General features: G+C 34.5%; 21 protein-coding genes. 7 read left to right on the forward strand and 14 right to left on the reverse strand.

What is annotated here, in order from left to right; genetic code table 11:
* Window positions 1–80 precede the first annotated feature (80 nt).
* The 6 genes from scpA to udk form a co-directional block, all read right to left on the reverse strand.
* The gene (gene scpA, locus ACNQGB_RS11960) at window positions 81–2,219 is read right to left on the reverse strand and encodes a methylmalonyl-CoA mutase (RefSeq protein WP_417945230.1); all 2,139 of its coding nucleotides are present in this window, start codon (window positions 2,217–2,219) and stop codon (window positions 81–83) included.
* A 32-nt stretch (window positions 2,220–2,251) separates the two neighbouring features.
* Window positions 2,252–2,551 carry a hypothetical protein gene (locus ACNQGB_RS11965; protein ID WP_417945229.1) on the reverse strand — a complete coding sequence of 100 codons (300 nt, stop codon included), beginning with the start codon at window positions 2,549–2,551 and terminating at the stop codon, window positions 2,252–2,254.
* Entirely contained in the window at window positions 2,538–2,771 is a 234-nt protein-coding gene (locus ACNQGB_RS11970) for a hypothetical protein (protein ID WP_417945227.1), read from the reverse strand. Before ACNQGB_RS11970 ends, ACNQGB_RS11965 begins: the two co-directional genes overlap by 14 nt.
* A 71-nt stretch (window positions 2,772–2,842) precedes the next feature.
* Complete coding sequence (locus tag ACNQGB_RS11975; RefSeq protein ID WP_417945226.1) at window positions 2,843–4,207, reverse strand: methylmalonyl-CoA mutase subunit beta; 1,365 nt, start codon at window positions 4,205–4,207, stop codon at window positions 2,843–2,845.
* 127 nt (window positions 4,208–4,334) lie between these two features.
* Window positions 4,335–4,658 carry an FtsB family cell division protein gene (locus tag ACNQGB_RS11980; protein ID WP_417945224.1) on the reverse strand — a complete coding sequence of 108 codons (324 nt, stop codon included), beginning with the start codon at window positions 4,656–4,658 and terminating at the stop codon, window positions 4,335–4,337.
* A gap of 140 nt (window positions 4,659–4,798) precedes the next feature.
* Window positions 4,799–5,407: a uridine kinase gene (udk, locus tag ACNQGB_RS11985; RefSeq protein ID WP_309757548.1), complete on the reverse strand. Its 609-nt coding sequence runs from the start codon at window positions 5,405–5,407 to the stop codon at window positions 4,799–4,801.
* A 148-nt stretch (window positions 5,408–5,555) separates the two neighbouring features.
* Between udk and ACNQGB_RS11990 the strand changes: the two genes are divergently transcribed.
* The 4 genes from ACNQGB_RS11990 (at window position 5,556) to ACNQGB_RS12005 (ending at window position 7,947) form a co-directional block, all read left to right on the forward strand.
* Window positions 5,556–6,137: a Crp/Fnr family transcriptional regulator gene (locus ACNQGB_RS11990; protein ID WP_417945222.1), complete on the forward strand. Its 582-nt coding sequence runs from the start codon at window positions 5,556–5,558 to the stop codon at window positions 6,135–6,137.
* A 90-nt stretch (window positions 6,138–6,227) separates the two neighbouring features.
* The gene (locus tag ACNQGB_RS11995) at window positions 6,228–6,980 is read left to right on the forward strand and encodes a pirin family protein (protein WP_417945220.1); all 753 of its coding nucleotides are present in this window, start codon (window positions 6,228–6,230) and stop codon (window positions 6,978–6,980) included.
* 46 nt (window positions 6,981–7,026) lie between these two features.
* Complete coding sequence (locus ACNQGB_RS12000; RefSeq protein ID WP_417945219.1) at window positions 7,027–7,557, forward strand: YceI family protein; 531 nt, start codon at window positions 7,027–7,029, stop codon at window positions 7,555–7,557.
* Between the two features lie 69 nt (window positions 7,558–7,626).
* Complete coding sequence (locus tag ACNQGB_RS12005) at window positions 7,627–7,947, forward strand: response regulator (RefSeq protein ID WP_417945217.1); 321 nt, start codon at window positions 7,627–7,629, stop codon at window positions 7,945–7,947.
* Between the two features lie 72 nt (window positions 7,948–8,019).
* Here ACNQGB_RS12005 and ACNQGB_RS12010 read toward each other — a convergent pair whose 3' ends face one another.
* The 5 genes from ACNQGB_RS12010 to dnaA all read right to left on the reverse strand — a co-directional run bounded on the left by ACNQGB_RS12010 (window position 8,020) and on the right by dnaA (window position 12,955).
* The gene (locus ACNQGB_RS12010) at window positions 8,020–8,901 is read right to left on the reverse strand and encodes an SDR family oxidoreductase (RefSeq protein WP_417945216.1); all 882 of its coding nucleotides are present in this window, start codon (window positions 8,899–8,901) and stop codon (window positions 8,020–8,022) included.
* Window positions 8,902–8,979: 78 nt separating this feature from the next.
* Window positions 8,980–10,107, reverse strand: coding sequence for a methionine aminotransferase (locus ACNQGB_RS12015; protein ID WP_417945215.1), 1,128 nt, complete (start codon window positions 10,105–10,107; stop codon window positions 8,980–8,982).
* Between the two features lie 157 nt (window positions 10,108–10,264).
* Window positions 10,265–10,984: an SAM-dependent methyltransferase gene (locus tag ACNQGB_RS12020; protein ID WP_417945214.1), complete on the reverse strand. Its 720-nt coding sequence runs from the start codon at window positions 10,982–10,984 to the stop codon at window positions 10,265–10,267.
* A gap of 68 nt (window positions 10,985–11,052) precedes the next feature.
* A complete protein-coding gene (locus ACNQGB_RS12025; protein WP_417945212.1) occupies window positions 11,053–11,520 on the reverse strand; it encodes a low molecular weight protein-tyrosine-phosphatase in 468 nt (155 codons plus the stop codon).
* 7 nt (window positions 11,521–11,527) lie between these two features.
* The gene (gene dnaA / locus ACNQGB_RS12030; RefSeq protein ID WP_309757359.1) at window positions 11,528–12,955 is read right to left on the reverse strand and encodes a chromosomal replication initiator protein DnaA; all 1,428 of its coding nucleotides are present in this window, start codon (window positions 12,953–12,955) and stop codon (window positions 11,528–11,530) included.
* A 184-nt stretch (window positions 12,956–13,139) separates the two neighbouring features.
* Here dnaA and ACNQGB_RS12035 point away from each other — a divergent pair, with 184 nt between their 5' ends.
* The gene (locus ACNQGB_RS12035) at window positions 13,140–13,544 is read left to right on the forward strand and encodes an acyl-CoA thioesterase (protein WP_417945210.1); all 405 of its coding nucleotides are present in this window, start codon (window positions 13,140–13,142) and stop codon (window positions 13,542–13,544) included.
* A gap of 29 nt (window positions 13,545–13,573) precedes the next feature.
* Here ACNQGB_RS12035 and ACNQGB_RS12040 read toward each other — a convergent pair whose 3' ends face one another.
* From ACNQGB_RS12040 to ribD, 3 genes are read right to left on the reverse strand one after another with little or no spacing between them, the layout of a single operon-like run.
* Window positions 13,574–14,203 (reverse strand): IMPACT family protein, encoded by a 630-nt coding sequence (locus ACNQGB_RS12040; RefSeq protein WP_417945208.1) that lies wholly within the window; start codon window positions 14,201–14,203, stop codon window positions 13,574–13,576.
* Window positions 14,204–14,213: 10 nt separating this feature from the next.
* Window positions 14,214–14,816 (reverse strand): HAD family hydrolase, encoded by a 603-nt coding sequence (locus tag ACNQGB_RS12045; RefSeq protein WP_417945206.1) that lies wholly within the window; start codon window positions 14,814–14,816, stop codon window positions 14,214–14,216.
* Window positions 14,809–15,852: a bifunctional diaminohydroxyphosphoribosylaminopyrimidine deaminase/5-amino-6-(5-phosphoribosylamino)uracil reductase RibD gene (gene ribD / locus ACNQGB_RS12050; protein ID WP_417945205.1), complete on the reverse strand. Its 1,044-nt coding sequence runs from the start codon at window positions 15,850–15,852 to the stop codon at window positions 14,809–14,811. The genes ACNQGB_RS12045 and ribD overlap by 8 nt, the downstream gene beginning before the upstream one ends.
* A 138-nt stretch (window positions 15,853–15,990) precedes the next feature.
* On the opposite strand from ribD, the gene ACNQGB_RS12055 reads away from it, so the two are divergent.
* A complete protein-coding gene (locus ACNQGB_RS12055) occupies window positions 15,991–16,476 on the forward strand; it encodes a GNAT family N-acetyltransferase (protein ID WP_417945258.1) in 486 nt (161 codons plus the stop codon).
* Between the two features lie 70 nt (window positions 16,477–16,546).
* Entirely contained in the window at window positions 16,547–17,401 is an 855-nt protein-coding gene (prmC, locus tag ACNQGB_RS12060; RefSeq protein ID WP_417945204.1) for a peptide chain release factor N(5)-glutamine methyltransferase, read from the forward strand.
* The last annotated feature ends 31 nt before the right edge of the window (window positions 17,402–17,432 follow it).

Raw genomic sequence — 17,432 nt, forward strand, 5'->3', positions numbered from 1 at the left:
TGTACTAATGAACTATCAAAAAACAAAAAAGCATTTCTCTTTCGACTAATGTTTTAGATAGATTTGACATTCAATGTGTTTTATTCGAAACTTCCCATTAATATTTCTAAAATTTTAATAGCAGCCTCACTAATTTTTGTTCCGGGTCCAAATACGGCAACCGCACCGGCATCAAATAAAAATTGGTAATCTTGTGCAGGAATTACTCCGCCAACTACTACCATTATATCTTCTCTACCGTACTTTTTAAGTTCTTCAATAACTTGTGGGACCAAAGTTTTGTGTCCTGCAGCAAGAGAGGAAACGCCTAGAATATGTACGTCGTTTTCTACAGCTTGTTTAGCTGCTTCTGCTGGTGTTTGAAAAAGTGGACCAATGTCTACATCAAAACCTACATCGGCATAACCGGTCGCCACTACTTTTGCCCCACGATCGTGTCCGTCTTGTCCCATTTTTGCAATCATGATTCGGGGACGACGGCCTTCCTTAACAGCAAAGGCATCTGCTAATTTTTTTGCTTCTTCAAAACTTTTGTCGTCTTTTATTTCTTTACTATACACGCCGCTAAAAGATTTAATTTGTGCTTTGTATCGTCCAAAAACCGCTTCTAGTGCATCACTAATTTCTCCTAAAGTAGTTCTGTTTCGAGCAGCTTCAACAGCAATTTCCAGTAAATTACCTTCTCCTGTTTGTGCACAAAGGGTTAATTTTTTTAGTGAATTTTGAACTTTTTCGGTATCTCGAGTTGCTTTGATTCGGTCTAATTGTTCCAATTGTTGCTTGCGAACCATTTGGTTATCCACATCCAAAATCTGTAACGGATCTTCTTTTTCTAATCGATATTGATTCACCCCTACAATAATGTCTTGTCCGCTGTCAATGCGCGCTTGTTTTCTGGCCGCCGCTTCTTCGATTCTAAGTTTCGGAATTCCAGATTCAATGGCCTTGGTCATCCCGCCAAGTTCTTCTACTTCTTCAATAAGTTTCCAAGCATTTTCAGTAATTTCATTCGTCAAGCTTTCGACATAATAACTACCAGCCCAAGGATCTACGGTTTTAGTTATTTTAGTTTCTTCTTGTAGATAAAGCTGTGTGTTTCTTGCAATTCTTGCAGAGAAATCCGTAGGTAAAGCGATGGCTTCATCTAAGGCATTGGTATGTAAAGATTGTGTTCCTCCAAAAGCGGCAGCTGCTGCTTCAATACAGGTTCGAGCCACATTATTAAAAGGATCCTGCTCCGTTAAACTCCAACCCGAAGTTTGGCAATGAGTTCGCAAGGCTAATGATTTATCGTCTTTTGGTTCGAATTGTTTGACCAGTTTAGCCCATATCATTCTACCAGCACGCATTTTGGCAATTTCCATGAAGTGATTCATCCCAATCGCCCAAAAAAAGGATAATCTTGGTGCAAACTCATCAATTTTCATACCGGTTGCTAATCCTGTTCGAATGTATTCCAATCCATCAGCCAGCGTGTACGCTAATTCAATATCAGCTGTCGCTCCCGCTTCTTGCATGTGGTATCCAGAAATCGAAATAGAATTGAACTTGGGCATGTTTTTACTCGTGTATTCAAATATATCAGCGATGATTTTCATGGAAGGAGTTGGCGGATAAATATAGGTGTTGCGCACCATAAACTCTTTCAAAATGTCGTTTTGTATCGTTCCCGATAGTAATTCGGGTTTGACGCCTTGTTCTTCAGCAGCGACAATGTAAAAAGCCATAATAGGTAAAACGGCACCATTCATTGTCATGGAAACGGACATTTCATCTAGCGGAATTTGGTCGAACAACACTTTCATATCTTCAACAGTGTCGATCGCAACTCCTGCTTTTCCAACATCTCCCACCACACGCTCGTGATCCGAATCATAACCGCGATGTGTTGGTAAATCAAAAGCGATAGAAAGTCCTTTTTGACCAGCAGCCAAGTTTCGTCTGTAAAAAGCATTACTTTCTTCGGCAGTAGAAAATCCTGCATATTGGCGCACAGTCCAAGGTCGGCGCACGTACATCGTTGCATAAGGCCCGCGTAAATTGGGTGCGAAACCTGCTCCAAAATCAAGATGCTTGATGTTCTCAATATCTTGTTCTGAGTACGTTTGTTTTAGTTCAATTCCTTCTGCAGTTAGAAAAGCATCAGCTGGTGCATGTTCATGCTCCACTTTCAACAGTGTACTTTCTAATTTTATATGTTGTAAATCTTTTCTTTTCATTTGTTTAGTACAAAGATTATATTTTTGAAATTTTAATTCCTTTCAATCCATATTTCAGTATTTCGTGAAGTATGAAAAATAGCTTTGATGACAATTGTGTTCTCATAGCTGTTGAAATGAATTAAATATGGAAAATTTTCAATTAAAGCCAATCTGGTGTTGTCATATCTTATTTGAAAAAGAAGCAGATTTGACTTAATTATTTTTAAACTTTCCTTGAAAGAATTGGAAAACGTATCACCCAATTTAGGTTGAATGCTTTTGTACCAGTCCAAAGCTGTTATGAAATCAAGTTTCGCTTCCTCAACAATTACAATTTTATAACTTACCATCAATAGCTTTTAGAAAATCATCAATATCTTGCGCTGAAGAAGGATTCTTAAGATATTTCTCAGTTCTTTCTCTAACTTGGTCTATTTGCCATTGAGGGATTTCTACATTATTCGACTTTGGAAGAATAATCACTTCAACTTCATCAGCAGTAAAATCATCTGGCAGTGTTATACTTATTTTGTGGTTTTTCACCTTAACGATTTGTCTGATGGCTTCCATTATTTTATGTTTTAGTAAAGTAAATATACTCTTTTCCAGTGGTGTTAAATTAAATAACAGAGTTAAGCTGATTATTCAAGATTCAATCGCTCTTGTTCTATTTTCTCTGCAAGACGTTTTTCGATTATTGGTGTAATCAAGGTTTTTCTTGGTTTCACTTTTACAAAAGGAAACAATTCTAAATCATGTTTCATTTTATCCTGTTTGTTAGGATGTTTGTTTGTGCCTAATAGAATTTCTTTCCCAGAATCAAATAATTCTTGACTTGCATCAGCACTTTCCTGAATTTTCCTTTTGATTATTCCATCGTTAAGTTGTTTCAAGAAACCACCATTTGCCTCGATATCTTTGAATAGCGTTAATGCTTTCTCAGCTAATTGATTCGTAAGTGTCTCAATGTAATAACTGCCGTCAGCTGGATTATTCACCTTGTCAAAATAACTTTCATTTTTGAGAATCAACAATTGGTTTCGGGCAATTCGGTCACCAAATTCATTGTCTTTGTGATACAATGCATCATAAGGTAAATTGGCAATAGCATCTGCACCGCCAATGATAGCACTCATACATTCGGTAGTGGTGCGTAACATGTTTACGTTATAATCGTATATTGTTTTATTTCGTTTTGTAGGCGAAACGATGATGTTGCAGTCTATATTGTGGTTGTATTCCTTTGCGATTGTTGTAAAAAGTAATCGCAAAGCTCGGAGTTTTGCTATTTCAAAAAAGTAATTGGTCCCAACGGCCACTTCAAAAACGATGGGTTTATTGATCTGCTCAACTCTATTAAAATACTCATTCGCGTGACTTAAACTATAAGCAATTTGCTGCACTATAGTTGCTCCTGCATTCTGGTACAAGGCACTATTAATACTCAATAAAGATACCGTAGAAATGGTTTGAGTAAGTATATTTAAGGTGTCAAAATTACTTTTTTCTGAGGTTGTGAACCAGTTTCCTTCTTTGGCTAATTGCCCAATAGGATCTAGATTACAGAAAATAGTGGTGTTATTTTTCTTGGCAAATGCATCTATTTTTTTAACGAAATCGATTGAAATAAATCCCAGATTAAAATAAACGGTAACTTTTTCTAAGGGTAATTTTTCTAATAGATAGGTCACCTCAATCGATTCATTTTCTATTGTAAAACGAAGGCTGTCAGCACCACGACTCAAGGAATCTTGTGCTCGTTCTATTGATTTTTCAATATCAAAAACAAATATATTTTGACAAATACTGAACTCAGTTGCTTTTGTAGCAATAGGAAAAGATTTGGCCAGCTCATCTTTATGATAAAAAGGCTTTACTTGAATGTCCTCTGGAGAATTCCAAACTACCGTTTCATTATAATCCGCTCCTTTAAGTTCAAATTGGATTTTTTGTTTCCATTGTTTGGAGGAAATGGGATTGAAATCATCGAAAAGGTTTGTAGCCATTTTGTTTGTTATTTTCCTCACCCCAGCCCTCTATAAAGTAGAGGGAACCGAAACTTGGTGTTATATTTTTAATAATTACTATAAATTTCACATTTCCTTCCCTTTGCGATGGGTTTGGGATGGGATTTTATTTTTTTTCAATCGTATCGCCTTCAAATTCGATGATATAGATGTCTTCACTATCTTTTTTCATATAATATTTCTCTCGGGCGTATTTTTCTATCTGTTCGGGATTCTTTAATTGTTTGATATTCTTTTGGTCTTTTTTTATTTCTTCCTTGTAATAGTTTGCGTTGTCCTCTAATTCGTTGATTTGTTTGTCTAAAACTCGGTGACCGAAGTACGAATAATTGTCTAGAAAAAGCATCCAAGTGACAAAAAACAACAAAACCCAGACATATTTATTGCTTAGAAATTTAAACCAAGGTTTGTCTTTGTGTGGATTTGTCATTTTTATTTTTTTTAGCCCCGATTACAGTGGAAATCCTTTTAGTAGGTGATACTGACGAAGGAAGATTCACCTACTAAAAGATTGCAACGGAAAGCGGGAAATAGCTCCTAATAATTGTATGCTTTAAAATTACAACTAATTTATAAAATTTTTTGGTTTATTACTGCTCGAACCACATCTATGGCTACGGTGTTGTATTTGTCGTTTGGTATAATGATATCAGCAAAAGCTTTTGTTGGTTCAATAAACTGTTCGTGCATGGGTTTGAGTGTGTTTTGGTACCGGTTGATCACCTCGTGCATGTCACGGCCACGCTCAACGATATCTCTTTTCATACGACGGATTAATCGCTCGTCAGAGTCAGCATGTACGTATATTTTCACATCAAATAATTCTCTTAATTCTGGATTTGCAAGAATCAAAATCCCTTCTACAATCATCACTTTTCGGGGATGTGTAAAAACAGTATCGTCTGTTCTATTGTGCGTTACAAAGGAATAAACGGGCTGGTGGATGTTGTTGCCTTCTTTTAATTCTTTCAAGTGTTTTACCAATAATTCAAAATCAATGGCGCGCGGATGATCAAAATTAATTAATGCTCTTTCGTCAAATGAAAGTCCATGATTTTCTTTGTAATAGGAGTCTTGTGAAATAATTCCTACTTCTGTTTGTGGTAATTCATTCATGATTTGATGTACAACAGTTGTTTTTCCGCTTCCTGTACCACCTGCAATTCCTATAATGAGCATACTTTATTTGTTATGTATTTATCGGGACAAAAATAGGAATTTAATTGGGAGTGGATTTTATTTTTTGAGGAAATATTGCTAATTAAATTTGTTTATTAGTCGTAGTTCATTCTCCTTTTTTTATCTTTAGTTTCTAAATCATATTATCTTGTATTCACAAATTAATACCAACATCAGTCGATATGTCACGTTTGAAAAAAAAGAGTTAGAAATTTTCAATTCTTTATTGGAATATCGTACGGTTTCCAAAAAAACAATTTTACTTCATGAAGGCGAAATGTGCAATTTTGAAGCTTTTGTAATAAAAGGTTGTGTACGGAAATATTATATTGATGCCAATGGTTTTGAAGTTATTCTGCAATTTGCCATCGAAAATGCTTGGGTTAGTGATATTTCGTTTAGCATTTATGAAGAAAAACCAAGTAGGGTATACATTGAAACATTAGAAGATTGTGATTTTTTTATGTTTAGCCCAGAAACTAAAGAAGAATTATTAGTTAGAGCACCAAAATTTGAACGCGCTTTCCGAATCCTCATGCAACGCAGTCTTGCGGTTACTCAAGAGCGTTTATTTAATACTATTTCTAAAACTGCCATCGAGAAATACTTAGAATTTCTCGACCATTATCCCACACTTTCTCAGCGCGTTGCCCAACATTATATTGCTTCGTATTTGGGTATTTCGGCTGAGTTTCTTAGTAAGATAAGAACTAAAATCGCCAAACACTAAATTCTCGTTATTTTTCATTTCTTGTCCTAGTTCAATGCGAGCGCTTTTTTTTTGACGCAACTTTGTACCACAATAGTAAAGTACAAGAAAATGGAAAATACAGATAAAATAATAGAAAATGCAATTACGAATTCGGTTTTGCATAAAGCAAATACTCGCGGTCATGCTAATCACGGCTGGTTAGAATCCTATCATACTTTTAGTTTTGCAAATTACCACAATCCAGAACGTATGAATTTTGGTGTGTTGCGTGTTCTTAATGATGATAGAGTCAGCCAAGGAATGGGTTTTGGGAAACATCCGCATGATAATATGGAAATTATTTCTATTCCGCTCGAAGGTGATTTAGAACATCAAGACAGTATGGGAAATACTACCGTAATCAAGGAAGGTGATATTCAAGCGATGAGCGCCGGTACGGGGATTTTTCACAGCGAGTACAATAAAAACAAAGACCAATTGGTTAAATTTTTACAGATTTGGATTTATCCGAATCAAAAAAATGTAACGCCTCGTTATGATCAAATTACTTTAGATTTAAATGATCGGCACAATAAATTACAGCAAATTTTATCACCAAATCCAGAAGATGAAGGTGTTTGGATTCATCAAGATGCTTGGTTTCATATTGGGAAATTTGATCACGATTTTGCTACTTCGTATGAATTGAAAAAACCGGGAAACGGAATTTATGCTTTTGTTTTAAAAGGGGATTTCACGATAGGTAACATCTCTTTAAATGAACGTGACGGATTAGGAATTTGGGATACCAATGCAATCAAAATAACCGCTAATTCATCCAATGCTGAGATATTATTGATGGAAGTTCCAATGAAATTGTAATTATATAAACGAATAATAGAAATAACTAATAAAACATAATAATACTATGTCAACAACAAAATGGGTAATTGACCCAACACACTCAGAAATTGGTTTTAAAGTGAAACACATGATGTTTACTACTATTTCAGGTAAATTTTCAAAGTTTGATGCAACGATTGAAGCAGAAGACAGCAATTTAGAAAACGCGAAAATTGAATTCACAGGAGCAATTGATTCCGTAACAACAGGAAATGCGGATAGAGATACTCATTTATTGAGTCCAGATTTTTTTGATGCTGCTCAGTTTCCAGAAATTAAATTTAGCGCAACTTCTTTCACCAAAATTAATGAAGGTGAATATGAATTGGTTGGTGATTTAACATTACACGGTGTTACAAAATCAGTAAAATTAGCTACAGAATATGGAGGATTAATGAAAGATCCATGGGGAAATACCAAAATGGCACTTGCATTAGAAGGAAAAATCAACAGAAAAGATTGGGGATTAAACTGGAATTCGGCGCTTGAAACTGGCGGTGTTTTAGTAAGCGAAGAAGTTCGTTTGAATGTCGAATTACAATTTTTACAACAATAATTTTAAAACGAATCGGCTCAAATGGTAAAGAATCATTCTCTTTAGGATTTGTGTTATAAGAATAGAATGATGGAAACCATACATATTTTATACATAGGAAGACATCTGGAAATTCTAGAAACCGTCATCCGATTGATAAATGCAAACGAGAATTGGAGCGGAGTAGGTGTGACAAATGATGAGGAAGCGAAGGAAATTTTTCTAAAAAAATATTTTTCACTTGTATTATTAGATTCCGGAATTCAAGAAGAAAGTGAAGCTGAATTGTGCACTTTTTTCAGAAATCAAAATCCCGATATCAGTATAGTACAACACTATGGAGGCGGGAGTGGTTTGCTAAAAAGTGAAATTTTGCTTGCCCTAGAAAACATTACAATATCAAACCATTAGGAAAGTAAAGTGTATTAAGTGTTAATTCTTAATTTTTCTTACTCTCTTAATGGTTTAATTTTTTTAAAACTATTATTTGTTCTTCTTTGCTTTGATCATCATTTCCAGTTGATCCCAAAGTTCTTCAGGAATTGCTTCAAGTAAATTGAACTGTCCAGCACCTTTCAGCCATTCACCACCATCAATTGTTATAACATCTCCGTTGATGTATGCTGAAAAATCAGAAACTAAATAAGCCGCTAGATTGGCTAATTCCTGATGATCTCCCACACGTTTTAACGGTACTTTTTTAGCCATATCAAATTTTTCGGCTAAATCTCCTGGTAATAATCGGTCCCAAGCGCCTTTAGTTGGGAATGGTCCTGGTGCAATTGCATTCGAACGGATTCCGTATTTTGCCCATTCTACCGCAAGGCTCCTTGTCATTGCTAAAACTCCTGCTTTTGCAGTTGCGCTAGGTACCACGTAAGCAGAACCTGTCCAAGCGTAAGTCGTAACAATATTCAAAATGGTAGATGATTTTTGTTTGGTGTCAATCCAATGTTTCCCAAAAGCAAGTGTACAGTTTTTTGATCCTTTTAAAACGATATCAATTACAGTATCAAAAGCATTTGCAGATAATCTTTCAGTAGGAGAAATGAAATTTCCAGCAGCATTATTAAGTAAAACATCTACTTTACCAAAAGCTTTCAAAACTTCTTGTAGCATATTTTCCACTTCTTCATAATGACGCACATCACATTGAATTGGTAGGCATGATCCGCCCGTTTCCGTTTCCAGTTCTGCAGCAGTATTTTTAAGTTTTTCTATATCTCTGGAAGTAATGGCAACTTGCGCTCCTAATTCCAAGAAATATTTAGTCATTGCTTTTCCTAAACCGCTTCCTCCTCCAGTTACGACAATTACTTTGCCTTTTAGGGCATCGTCGCGTAACATTTTATCTGTATAGCTCATATTTTGATATTTTTTTATTGTAAATATAATAAATTAAATAGTATGCACGCATAATAAAAATAAATTTAAATATCGATTTTATATGGCGCACAATCTTTTAGCGGCTTCTTCCAGCGTAGCATTGTCTTTGGCAAAGCAAAACCGAATTAATTTCAGGTCTTTTCCATCGGCATAAAAAGTAGAAATAGGAATAGCAGCCACGCCATCTTCCTTAATAAGTCGTTTGCAAAAATCAACATCATTCTCATTTGATATAGCTGCATATGACGCCACTTGAAAATAAGTTCCTTCGCACGGCATTAGTTCGAAGCGACTCTTTTTTAATAATTGTCTAAAGTAATCCCGTTTTTCCTGATATAATTTCCCGATTTCAGAAACAGAAACAATCTCTAAATATTCGCTAATGGCAATCTGACAAATACTATTGACACTAAAAACTAAAAATTGATGTACCTTTTTGATTTCTTTCATTAAATATTCTGGTGCAACTAAATAGCCCACTTTCCATCCCGTAACATGGAACGATTTTCCAAATGAGGAAACCATTACACAGCGATTTAATAGTTTTTTACGAGTATGAGCTGAAATATGTTTTTCCTCGAAAGTGATGTATTCATAGACTTCATCAGCAAGTAATAAAATATCCGGATATCTTTCGAGCAGAATTTCTAGGGCTTCAAAATCAGAATCTGTTAAAATTTTCCCCGTTGGATTATGCGGATTATTGATGATTATCATTTTGGTTTTTGAAGTACACGCCTGTTCGATAACTCCCCAATTTGGAGTATAATCGTCATTAAGTGCTACCCGAACTGGATTTGCGTTGCACAATAAAACGGGTGCTTCATAGCAATCATAACTTGGGTCTAAGATAATGACTTCATCATTATTTTTTACTAAAGCAGTTATGGTGGTGAAAATGGCTTGGGTCGCTCCAGCGGTAACTAACAATTCCGTTTCAGGCTGAATAGTTCTTCCATAGGAGTGATTCACTAGTATCGCTATTTTTGATAATAATGGTACATAGCCAGACATAGGCGTGTATTGATGTACATTTTCTTTGGCCAGTTTGGCAACAATATCAGTTAATCGTTCATCAACTGGAAAGTTTGGAAAACCTTGGGATAGGTTGATAGCATTATATTCAGCTGCCAGTTGTGACATTACCGTAAAAATACTCGTGTTAATATTGGGAAGTTTACTCATGATAAAAACAATAATTCTTAGTATAAAAATAGGTATTTTTATTAGAATTGTCTTGTATTAGGAGCGTTTTAAGATAATTTAGTATTGCAAAATGGGTTTAAATTAATTGAATACATTTAAACAAGTTCAAATTTTGAAGTTTTTGATACTAAAAAAATTACATCTTATGAATGATAAAAATGGTAGGACGTTTGTGCAAATCGATACTCTCTTTTTTCCAAGCCGCAATTTTCTTGGTCATAATGTATTCAGTAGGTAAGGTGATATCTGTAGCAATGCACAAATGCGTTTCGGGATGCAAGGTTTGCATTAAATCCTCTAATAATTTATTGTTTCTGTAAGGAGTTTCAATGAAAATTTGAGATTGATTTTTTTCAAAAGAGACTCTTTCCAGAGTTTTAAAACTTGCTTTTTTTTCGTCTTTTTCAATAGGCAAGTATCCGTGAAATGTAAAGCTTTGTCCATTCATTCCGGAGGCCATCATTGCCAAAAGAATTGAAGAAGGACCTACTAACGGTATAACTTGAATTCCTTTTTCATGCGCAAGTTTAACGATTACTGCACCGGGATCAGCAACTCCTGGACAACCTGCTTCGCTCATTAATCCCATGTTTTCTCCAGCCAACAATGGTTTAATGAATTCCAAATGTTCCTTAGTCTCAGTGTGTTTGTTTAAAATAAACAGTTTTAAATCTGCTTGTTTTTTTTCTGGATTAACAATTTTGATTGATTTTCGAGCAGTCTTGTCATTCTCTACAATATAGGAATCAATGAGGTCGATACTTCTTTTTATAGTTTGTGGCAATACATCCATAGGATCACAATCGCCCATTGTTGTAGGTATTAAATACAGCTTTCCTAATATTGTTGATGCCATTCCTGAAGTAGTGTTATTGTTAAGTAAATTTTCTATTTATTTTCTCGGAAAATTTTCTAGCTAAAATATTAGGGATGTTTCTTTATTAATTTTGTTGCAATTGCATCACAAACTTCATCAAGCATATTATACACTATTTGAAATCCATTAGGTAAGCCAAAATAAGGATCGGGAACATCTACTTTTTCATTTGGAAATAATTCATCTAGAATTAGTTTAACTTTTTGTTTTTGTTCTAGGTTTTCGGCAAGTTCAATTACTGTATTGTAATTTGAATTGTCCATCACATATATATAATCAAAAGCATCAAAATCAGATTTACTGAATTGTCGTCCTTTTTGATTTGAAATATTGATTTTATTTTTTTTTGCTACAGCAACCGAACGATCGTCTGGTCCATGACCAACGTGCCAAGAACCAGTCCCAGCTGAATCAACTTTAAATTTATTTTTTGGAAGTTTTGAAGCTAAAATTCCTTCTGCCAAAGGAGAGCGGCAAATATTACCTAAACAAACCATTAAAATTTTCACGGACATGATGGGATTACAACGTTAGTTTTTTATTGATGTCTTCCACAAATTTTTTGAATTGTTTATCGGTTGCAACTAAATTATCAACGGTTTTACAAGCATGCAATACAGTTGCGTGATCTCTGTCCCCAATTTGTGAGCCAATGTTGGCCAAAGATGCCTTCGTGAATTTTTTAGCAAAAAACATAGCCAATTGGCGGGCTTGCACCACATGTCGCTTTCTTGTTTTTGACTGTAAGGTTTCCAGATCCAATTGAAAATAGTCGGAAACAATTTTTTGAATATAATCGATTGAAATTTCTCTTTTTACATTCTTCACAAATTTTTCAACCACACTTTTGGCAAGCTCTAGCGTAACTTCCTTTTTATTGAATGAAGATTGTGCAATCAACGAAATAATCGCACCTTCGAGTTCTCTTACATTTGATTTAATATTGCGAGCTACATATTCTATGATTTCCTCCGGAATTTCTACGCCATCTCGATACAATATATTTTTAAGGATAGAAATTCTAGTATCATAATCAGGTTGGTGTACTTCAGCAGACAAACCCCATTTGAAACGCGATAACAAGCGCTGCTCAATATCCTGCATGTCAACTGGCGCCTTATCTGAAGTCAAGATTACCTGTTTTCCATTTTGATGCAAATAATTGAAAATATGGAAAAATACATCTTGAGTTCCTGATTTGCCAGAAAGAAATTGTACGTCATCAATAATTAAAACGTCAATTAATTGATAAAAATGAATGAAATCGTTTCGGTTGTTTTTCTTAACCGAGTCGATATATTGTTGTGTAAAAATTTCAGCCGAAATGTATAAAACTGTTTTCTCAGGATATTTATCTTTTATCTCAACCCCAATTGCATGAGCTAGGTGGGTTTTTCCTAATCCTACTCCTCCAAAAATCAATAACGGATTGAATGAAGTTCCTCCTGGTTTGTTGGCAACTGCCATACCAGCGGAACGTGCTAACCGATTGGAGTCTCCTTCTAGAAAATTATCAAAACTGTAATTCGCATTCAATTGGGATTCAATCTTCAAATTGCGAATCCCTGGAATTACAAAAGGGTTTTTGAGTTCTGGGTTTAAATTTTTGAATGGAGCATCTACTTCTTGTGGTTTCATGGGAACCCTATTGGCACTTGGCAATTGTTCCGTAAACGGTTGTTTATTACCATAAGTGTTTTCCATTCTGATTTTATAAAGTAACTTTGCGTTTTTTCCAAGTTCTTTAGTAAGTGCTACTTTTAATAATTTAACGTAATGTTCTTCCAGCCATTCATAGAAAAATTTACTTGGAACCTGAATATATAATGCGTTATCGGTAAGTTCAACTGATTTGATCGGTTCGAACCAAGTTTTGTAAGCTTGATCCTGAATGTTGTCTTTTATAAAAGACAAACAGTTTTCCCATACTGATTGTGCAGTTTTGTTCATTTTCTTTATTGAATTATGTATTTTTTGGTAACTATTATCTTACGAAAAAAAGATGTTATTTTATTAATTATCGGGGGTAACAAATATGTGAACAATTTTCTATAAAAAAAAATTTAATGGATAATAATTTCTAGAATTATTATTGTAAGGAGTACAAAAATTTAAAAATTTTAACAAATAATTAATGAAAAATCATCAAATACAAGTAAGGGTAAGGTACTCAGAAACGGATCAAATGGGGGTCGTCTATCATGGAAACTACATCCCTTATTTTGAGATGGGAAGAGTGGAATGGCTTAGAAATAAAGGGGTTTCATATAAAAGTATTGAAGAAAGTGGGATTGCGCTTCCTATAGTTTCTATGAATATCAATTATAAAAAGTCAGCGCGTTATGATGACTTGCTAACGGTGCGCACCGTTTTTAAAAGTCGGAGTTCAGTGAAGATAGAATTTGATTGCGAGATATACAATGAATTGGACGAGTTATTAACAAATGCTCAATTTATTCTTGTTTTTGTGTCCTTAAAAACAGGTCGTCCTACAGCGCCACCAGATTATATTTTAGAACTCTTAAAAAAAATAGAATAAAGTAATGAAAAGACAATTTCAGATGTAAATTAGAGTTGTTTTATATCGATTTCAAACATTGATTTAAAAATGTCGAATATCATTTCGGCATTTTTTTTTCGTGTTTTTATTTCGATTTTGCCTATCGGTAATCCTGAATCTTCCTTTATTTCCATTTCTTGGCCTACGATTTCTAACTTTTTTTCCTTAATAATGCGCATTACCTTATTCATATTTACATAGTCAAAAGTGATTGTAAAATGAATATCGATCGTTTTTTCGATAATTTCGCAGGTTTCAAGAACCATTAGTGCGGTTGTTTTATATGCAGCGATTAATCCTCCAACGCCTAATTTGACTCCACCAAATATCCTAACAACAACAATTAATACATTGGTTACTGAAAAAGAAAGGATTTGTCCGTAAATAGGCATGCCAGCACTGTTACTTGGTTCTCCGTCATCATTTGCTCGATACGTCGTGCTTGTTGTACCTACTTGATATGCATAACAAAAATGCCCAGCATTAGGGTGAAGTTTTCGTAAGCTTTCAATGAATGGTTTTACTTCTTCTTCAGATCGAAGTGGAAATGCATAGCCAAAAAATTTACTATTTTTTTCTTTGAATACTACTTCTTCGCAAGCCAAATCAATCGTATTGTAGGTGTCTTTTATGTCCAAAAGGTAGTTTCTAAATTATTTTTTTATCAAATAGTTGTATCACATCTTCTTTGCCTACTTGTAAATTCCAAACTTGAAATCCCAATGCAAGGGCTGCATCTGTATTTTCTGTTTTATCATCAATGAATAAAGTACGTTTTGGTATTAACTCATGCTGCTTTATCAGATAATTAAAAATGTTGGCTTCGGGTTTGCGCATGCCCAATTCAAAAGAAAAATAAACTCTTTCAAAACATTCATAAAATTCTCTATAAAAAGTGGTGCCCGCTACATGCTGAAATCGATTGATATGAATTGAATCAGTATTGCTAAGCAAGAACAAGCGGTATTTTTGCGAAAGCATTTGCAAAAATTCAAGTCGGTACAATGGGAAATCTAATAAAATGGTGTTCCAAGCACTTCGAATTTCTTTTATTGACACATCAGGTATTTTTTTCTGAAAGCCTTCTATGAATTGAAGTTCCGGAATTTTCCCTTTTTCAAAGGATAAATTGAGTTCCTCCAAATCCTCAGACCATGTTTTTAAACCCAATTTCGCGAAGGCAACACGAGGCGCTTCTTTATCTAAGTTGATAAAAATATCGCCAAAATCAAAAATTATTGTGTTAATCATAGTTTCTTGATACTAGTAGTTGATCGGTACCAATGGCTTGTTTTTTGAATTGGCTTCTACCAAGTTTTGGTGCCTGAGTTCCTGTCTTTAATGTCATATTACCAACAAATATTCTAGCTTCATCCCAAAGATTCGCATCAATAAAAGTCTGTAACGTTTGTCTGCCACCTTCTACAATTATCGTTTGAATCTGATGTTGATAGAGGGATTTGATTATTTGGGTTACTATATTTTGTTCAAAATCAAGATACTCAAAGATACCATTTTCTTTTTCAATAGTTTGATTTGATCTAGAAAATAGGATTGTTTTAACCTTTTTATCAAAGATATGACTATCTTTTGGGATGCGGTTGTTTTGATCTAAAACGACTCTAATGGGGTTGTTCCCGTGCCAGTCGCGTGCGTTAAGTTTTGGATTGTCATCAATGACAGTCTGAGTTCCTACTAGAATGGCTTGTTCTTCGGTGCGCCATTTATGGACTAATTGTCTTGAAAATTGATTGGTGATCCAAACCGGTTTCTTTTCTAATTTTTCTATTGGTGCGATAAAACCATCCTGACTTTCGGCCCATTTCAAAATAATGTAGGGTCTTTTTTTTTCGTGAAACGTAAAAAATCGTCTATTAAGTTCATTACATTCATTTTCCAGAATGCCTACCGTAACATTTACGCCCCCTTCCAATAGTTTTTTAATTCCGTTTCCTGCCACTTTTACATTGGGATCAACAGTTCCAATAACTACATTTGGAATTTTATATTTAATGATCAAATCACAACAAGGGGGCGTTTTGCCAAAATGACTACACGGTTCTAGACTCACATAAATTGTAGCTTTTCTTAGCAACGATTTATCTTTTACAGAATTCACAGCGTTTACTTCGGCGTGTGGTTCTCCTGCTTTTTTATGCCAGCCTTCGCCAATGATTTTGTTTTCATAAACAATAACGCTTCCTACGAGCGGATTTGGATAGGTAGTTCCCAAACCATTTTTGGCTAGTTCAATACAGCGTCGGATGTATTTTTCATGTGTTTTCACGATGTAAAAGTAGTTGTTTTTGAGATTAGCCCCAATTTTGACCTGAAAATTCAGAAATGGAAAGGTATTATTTTTTAAACTTTCTAAAATAACACTAAACAATTTCTACTTTTGTACAATAAATTAGGCAATAGAGAAATGGAAAATTACAGCATTAGAAAAATTAAAAAAGAAGACAATCCGTATGTTGCAGCATTGATTAGAGCTGTTTTTGATGAATTAAACATCCCAAAAGTAGGAACGGCTTACGAGGATCCGTATTTGGATTTAATGTTTGAAGAATATAGTAAGCCTAAATCAGTTTATTTTGTAGTAGAAAAGGAAGGTAAAATTCTGGGTTGTGCTGGTATTGCACCACTTGAAAATGAAGCCGAAACAATCTGCGAACTTCAAAAAATGTATTTTTTACCAGAAACTAGAGGTCTTGGAATTGGGAGCCAAATGATGGCAACCTGTTTGCAAAGTGCAAAAGATTTTGGCTTTGAGAAATGCTATTTAGAAACTATGCCATTTATGCTTGATGCTCAAAAATTATACAAAAAAGTAGGATTCGAATACATTTGTTCTCCTATGGGAAGCACAGGCCACACGAGTTGCCCTATTTGGATGCTGAAGAATTTATGATTTTGTTGAGTCTCGACTGCGCTCGACTTGACAAAACGATAATAAACCAAAATTCATCCAAAATAAAACAATGAAAATAAAAGATTATAGAACTCAATTTATTGAAGTGCTCACCCTAATTTATGATGCGGGTGAAGCAGAAAGTTTTTTTTATTTGATTTTGGAAGAAAAACAAAAACTCAAACGAATTGACTTGGCGTTGCAGCCTGATTTGCTTTTTTCTGAAGAAGAAATTGTCGTTTGGAATTCGATTCTTGAGGAACTAAAAAAGGAAATTCCCATTCAGTATTTGTTGGGTTCAACGAGCTTTTATGGTTTGGATTTTGAAGTCAATCCAAATGTCTTGATTCCAAGACCTGAAACCGAAGAATTAGTAGAATGGATTATTAGAAATAATTCAAAGATTGAAAAATTCAAAGATTTAAAGATTCTTGACATAGGAACAGGAAGCGGTTGTATTGCTATTTCATTGGCAAAAAATCTTCCAAATGCCACGGTTTCTGCCATTGATGTTTCTGAAAAGGCTTTGGCAACAGCCAAGAAAAATGCACAAAATAATTCCGTCAACGTATCTTTTATCAATCAAAACATTCTTCAAACAGAAGATTTAAAACAGCAATTTGATATTATTGTCTCGAATCCACCTTATGTTCGGAATTTAGAAAAAGAAGAAATCAAGAAAAACGTTTTAGAAAATGAACCTCATTTGGCACTATTTGTAGAAGATGAAGACGCTCTTATTTTTTATAAAAAAATAGCCAATTTAGCGCACAAAAACCTCACTACAAACGGAATGTTATTTTTTGAAATAAATCAGTACTTAGGACCAGAAACAGTCGCTTTACTTGAGGAATTACAGTTTAAAGACATCGAATTGCGCAAAGACATGTACGGTAATGATCGGATGATTCGATGTTCGATTTAATTTATTTGATTGCTATAGATAAGATATCAAT

This window comes from Flavobacterium frigidum (genome assembly GCF_048286795.2).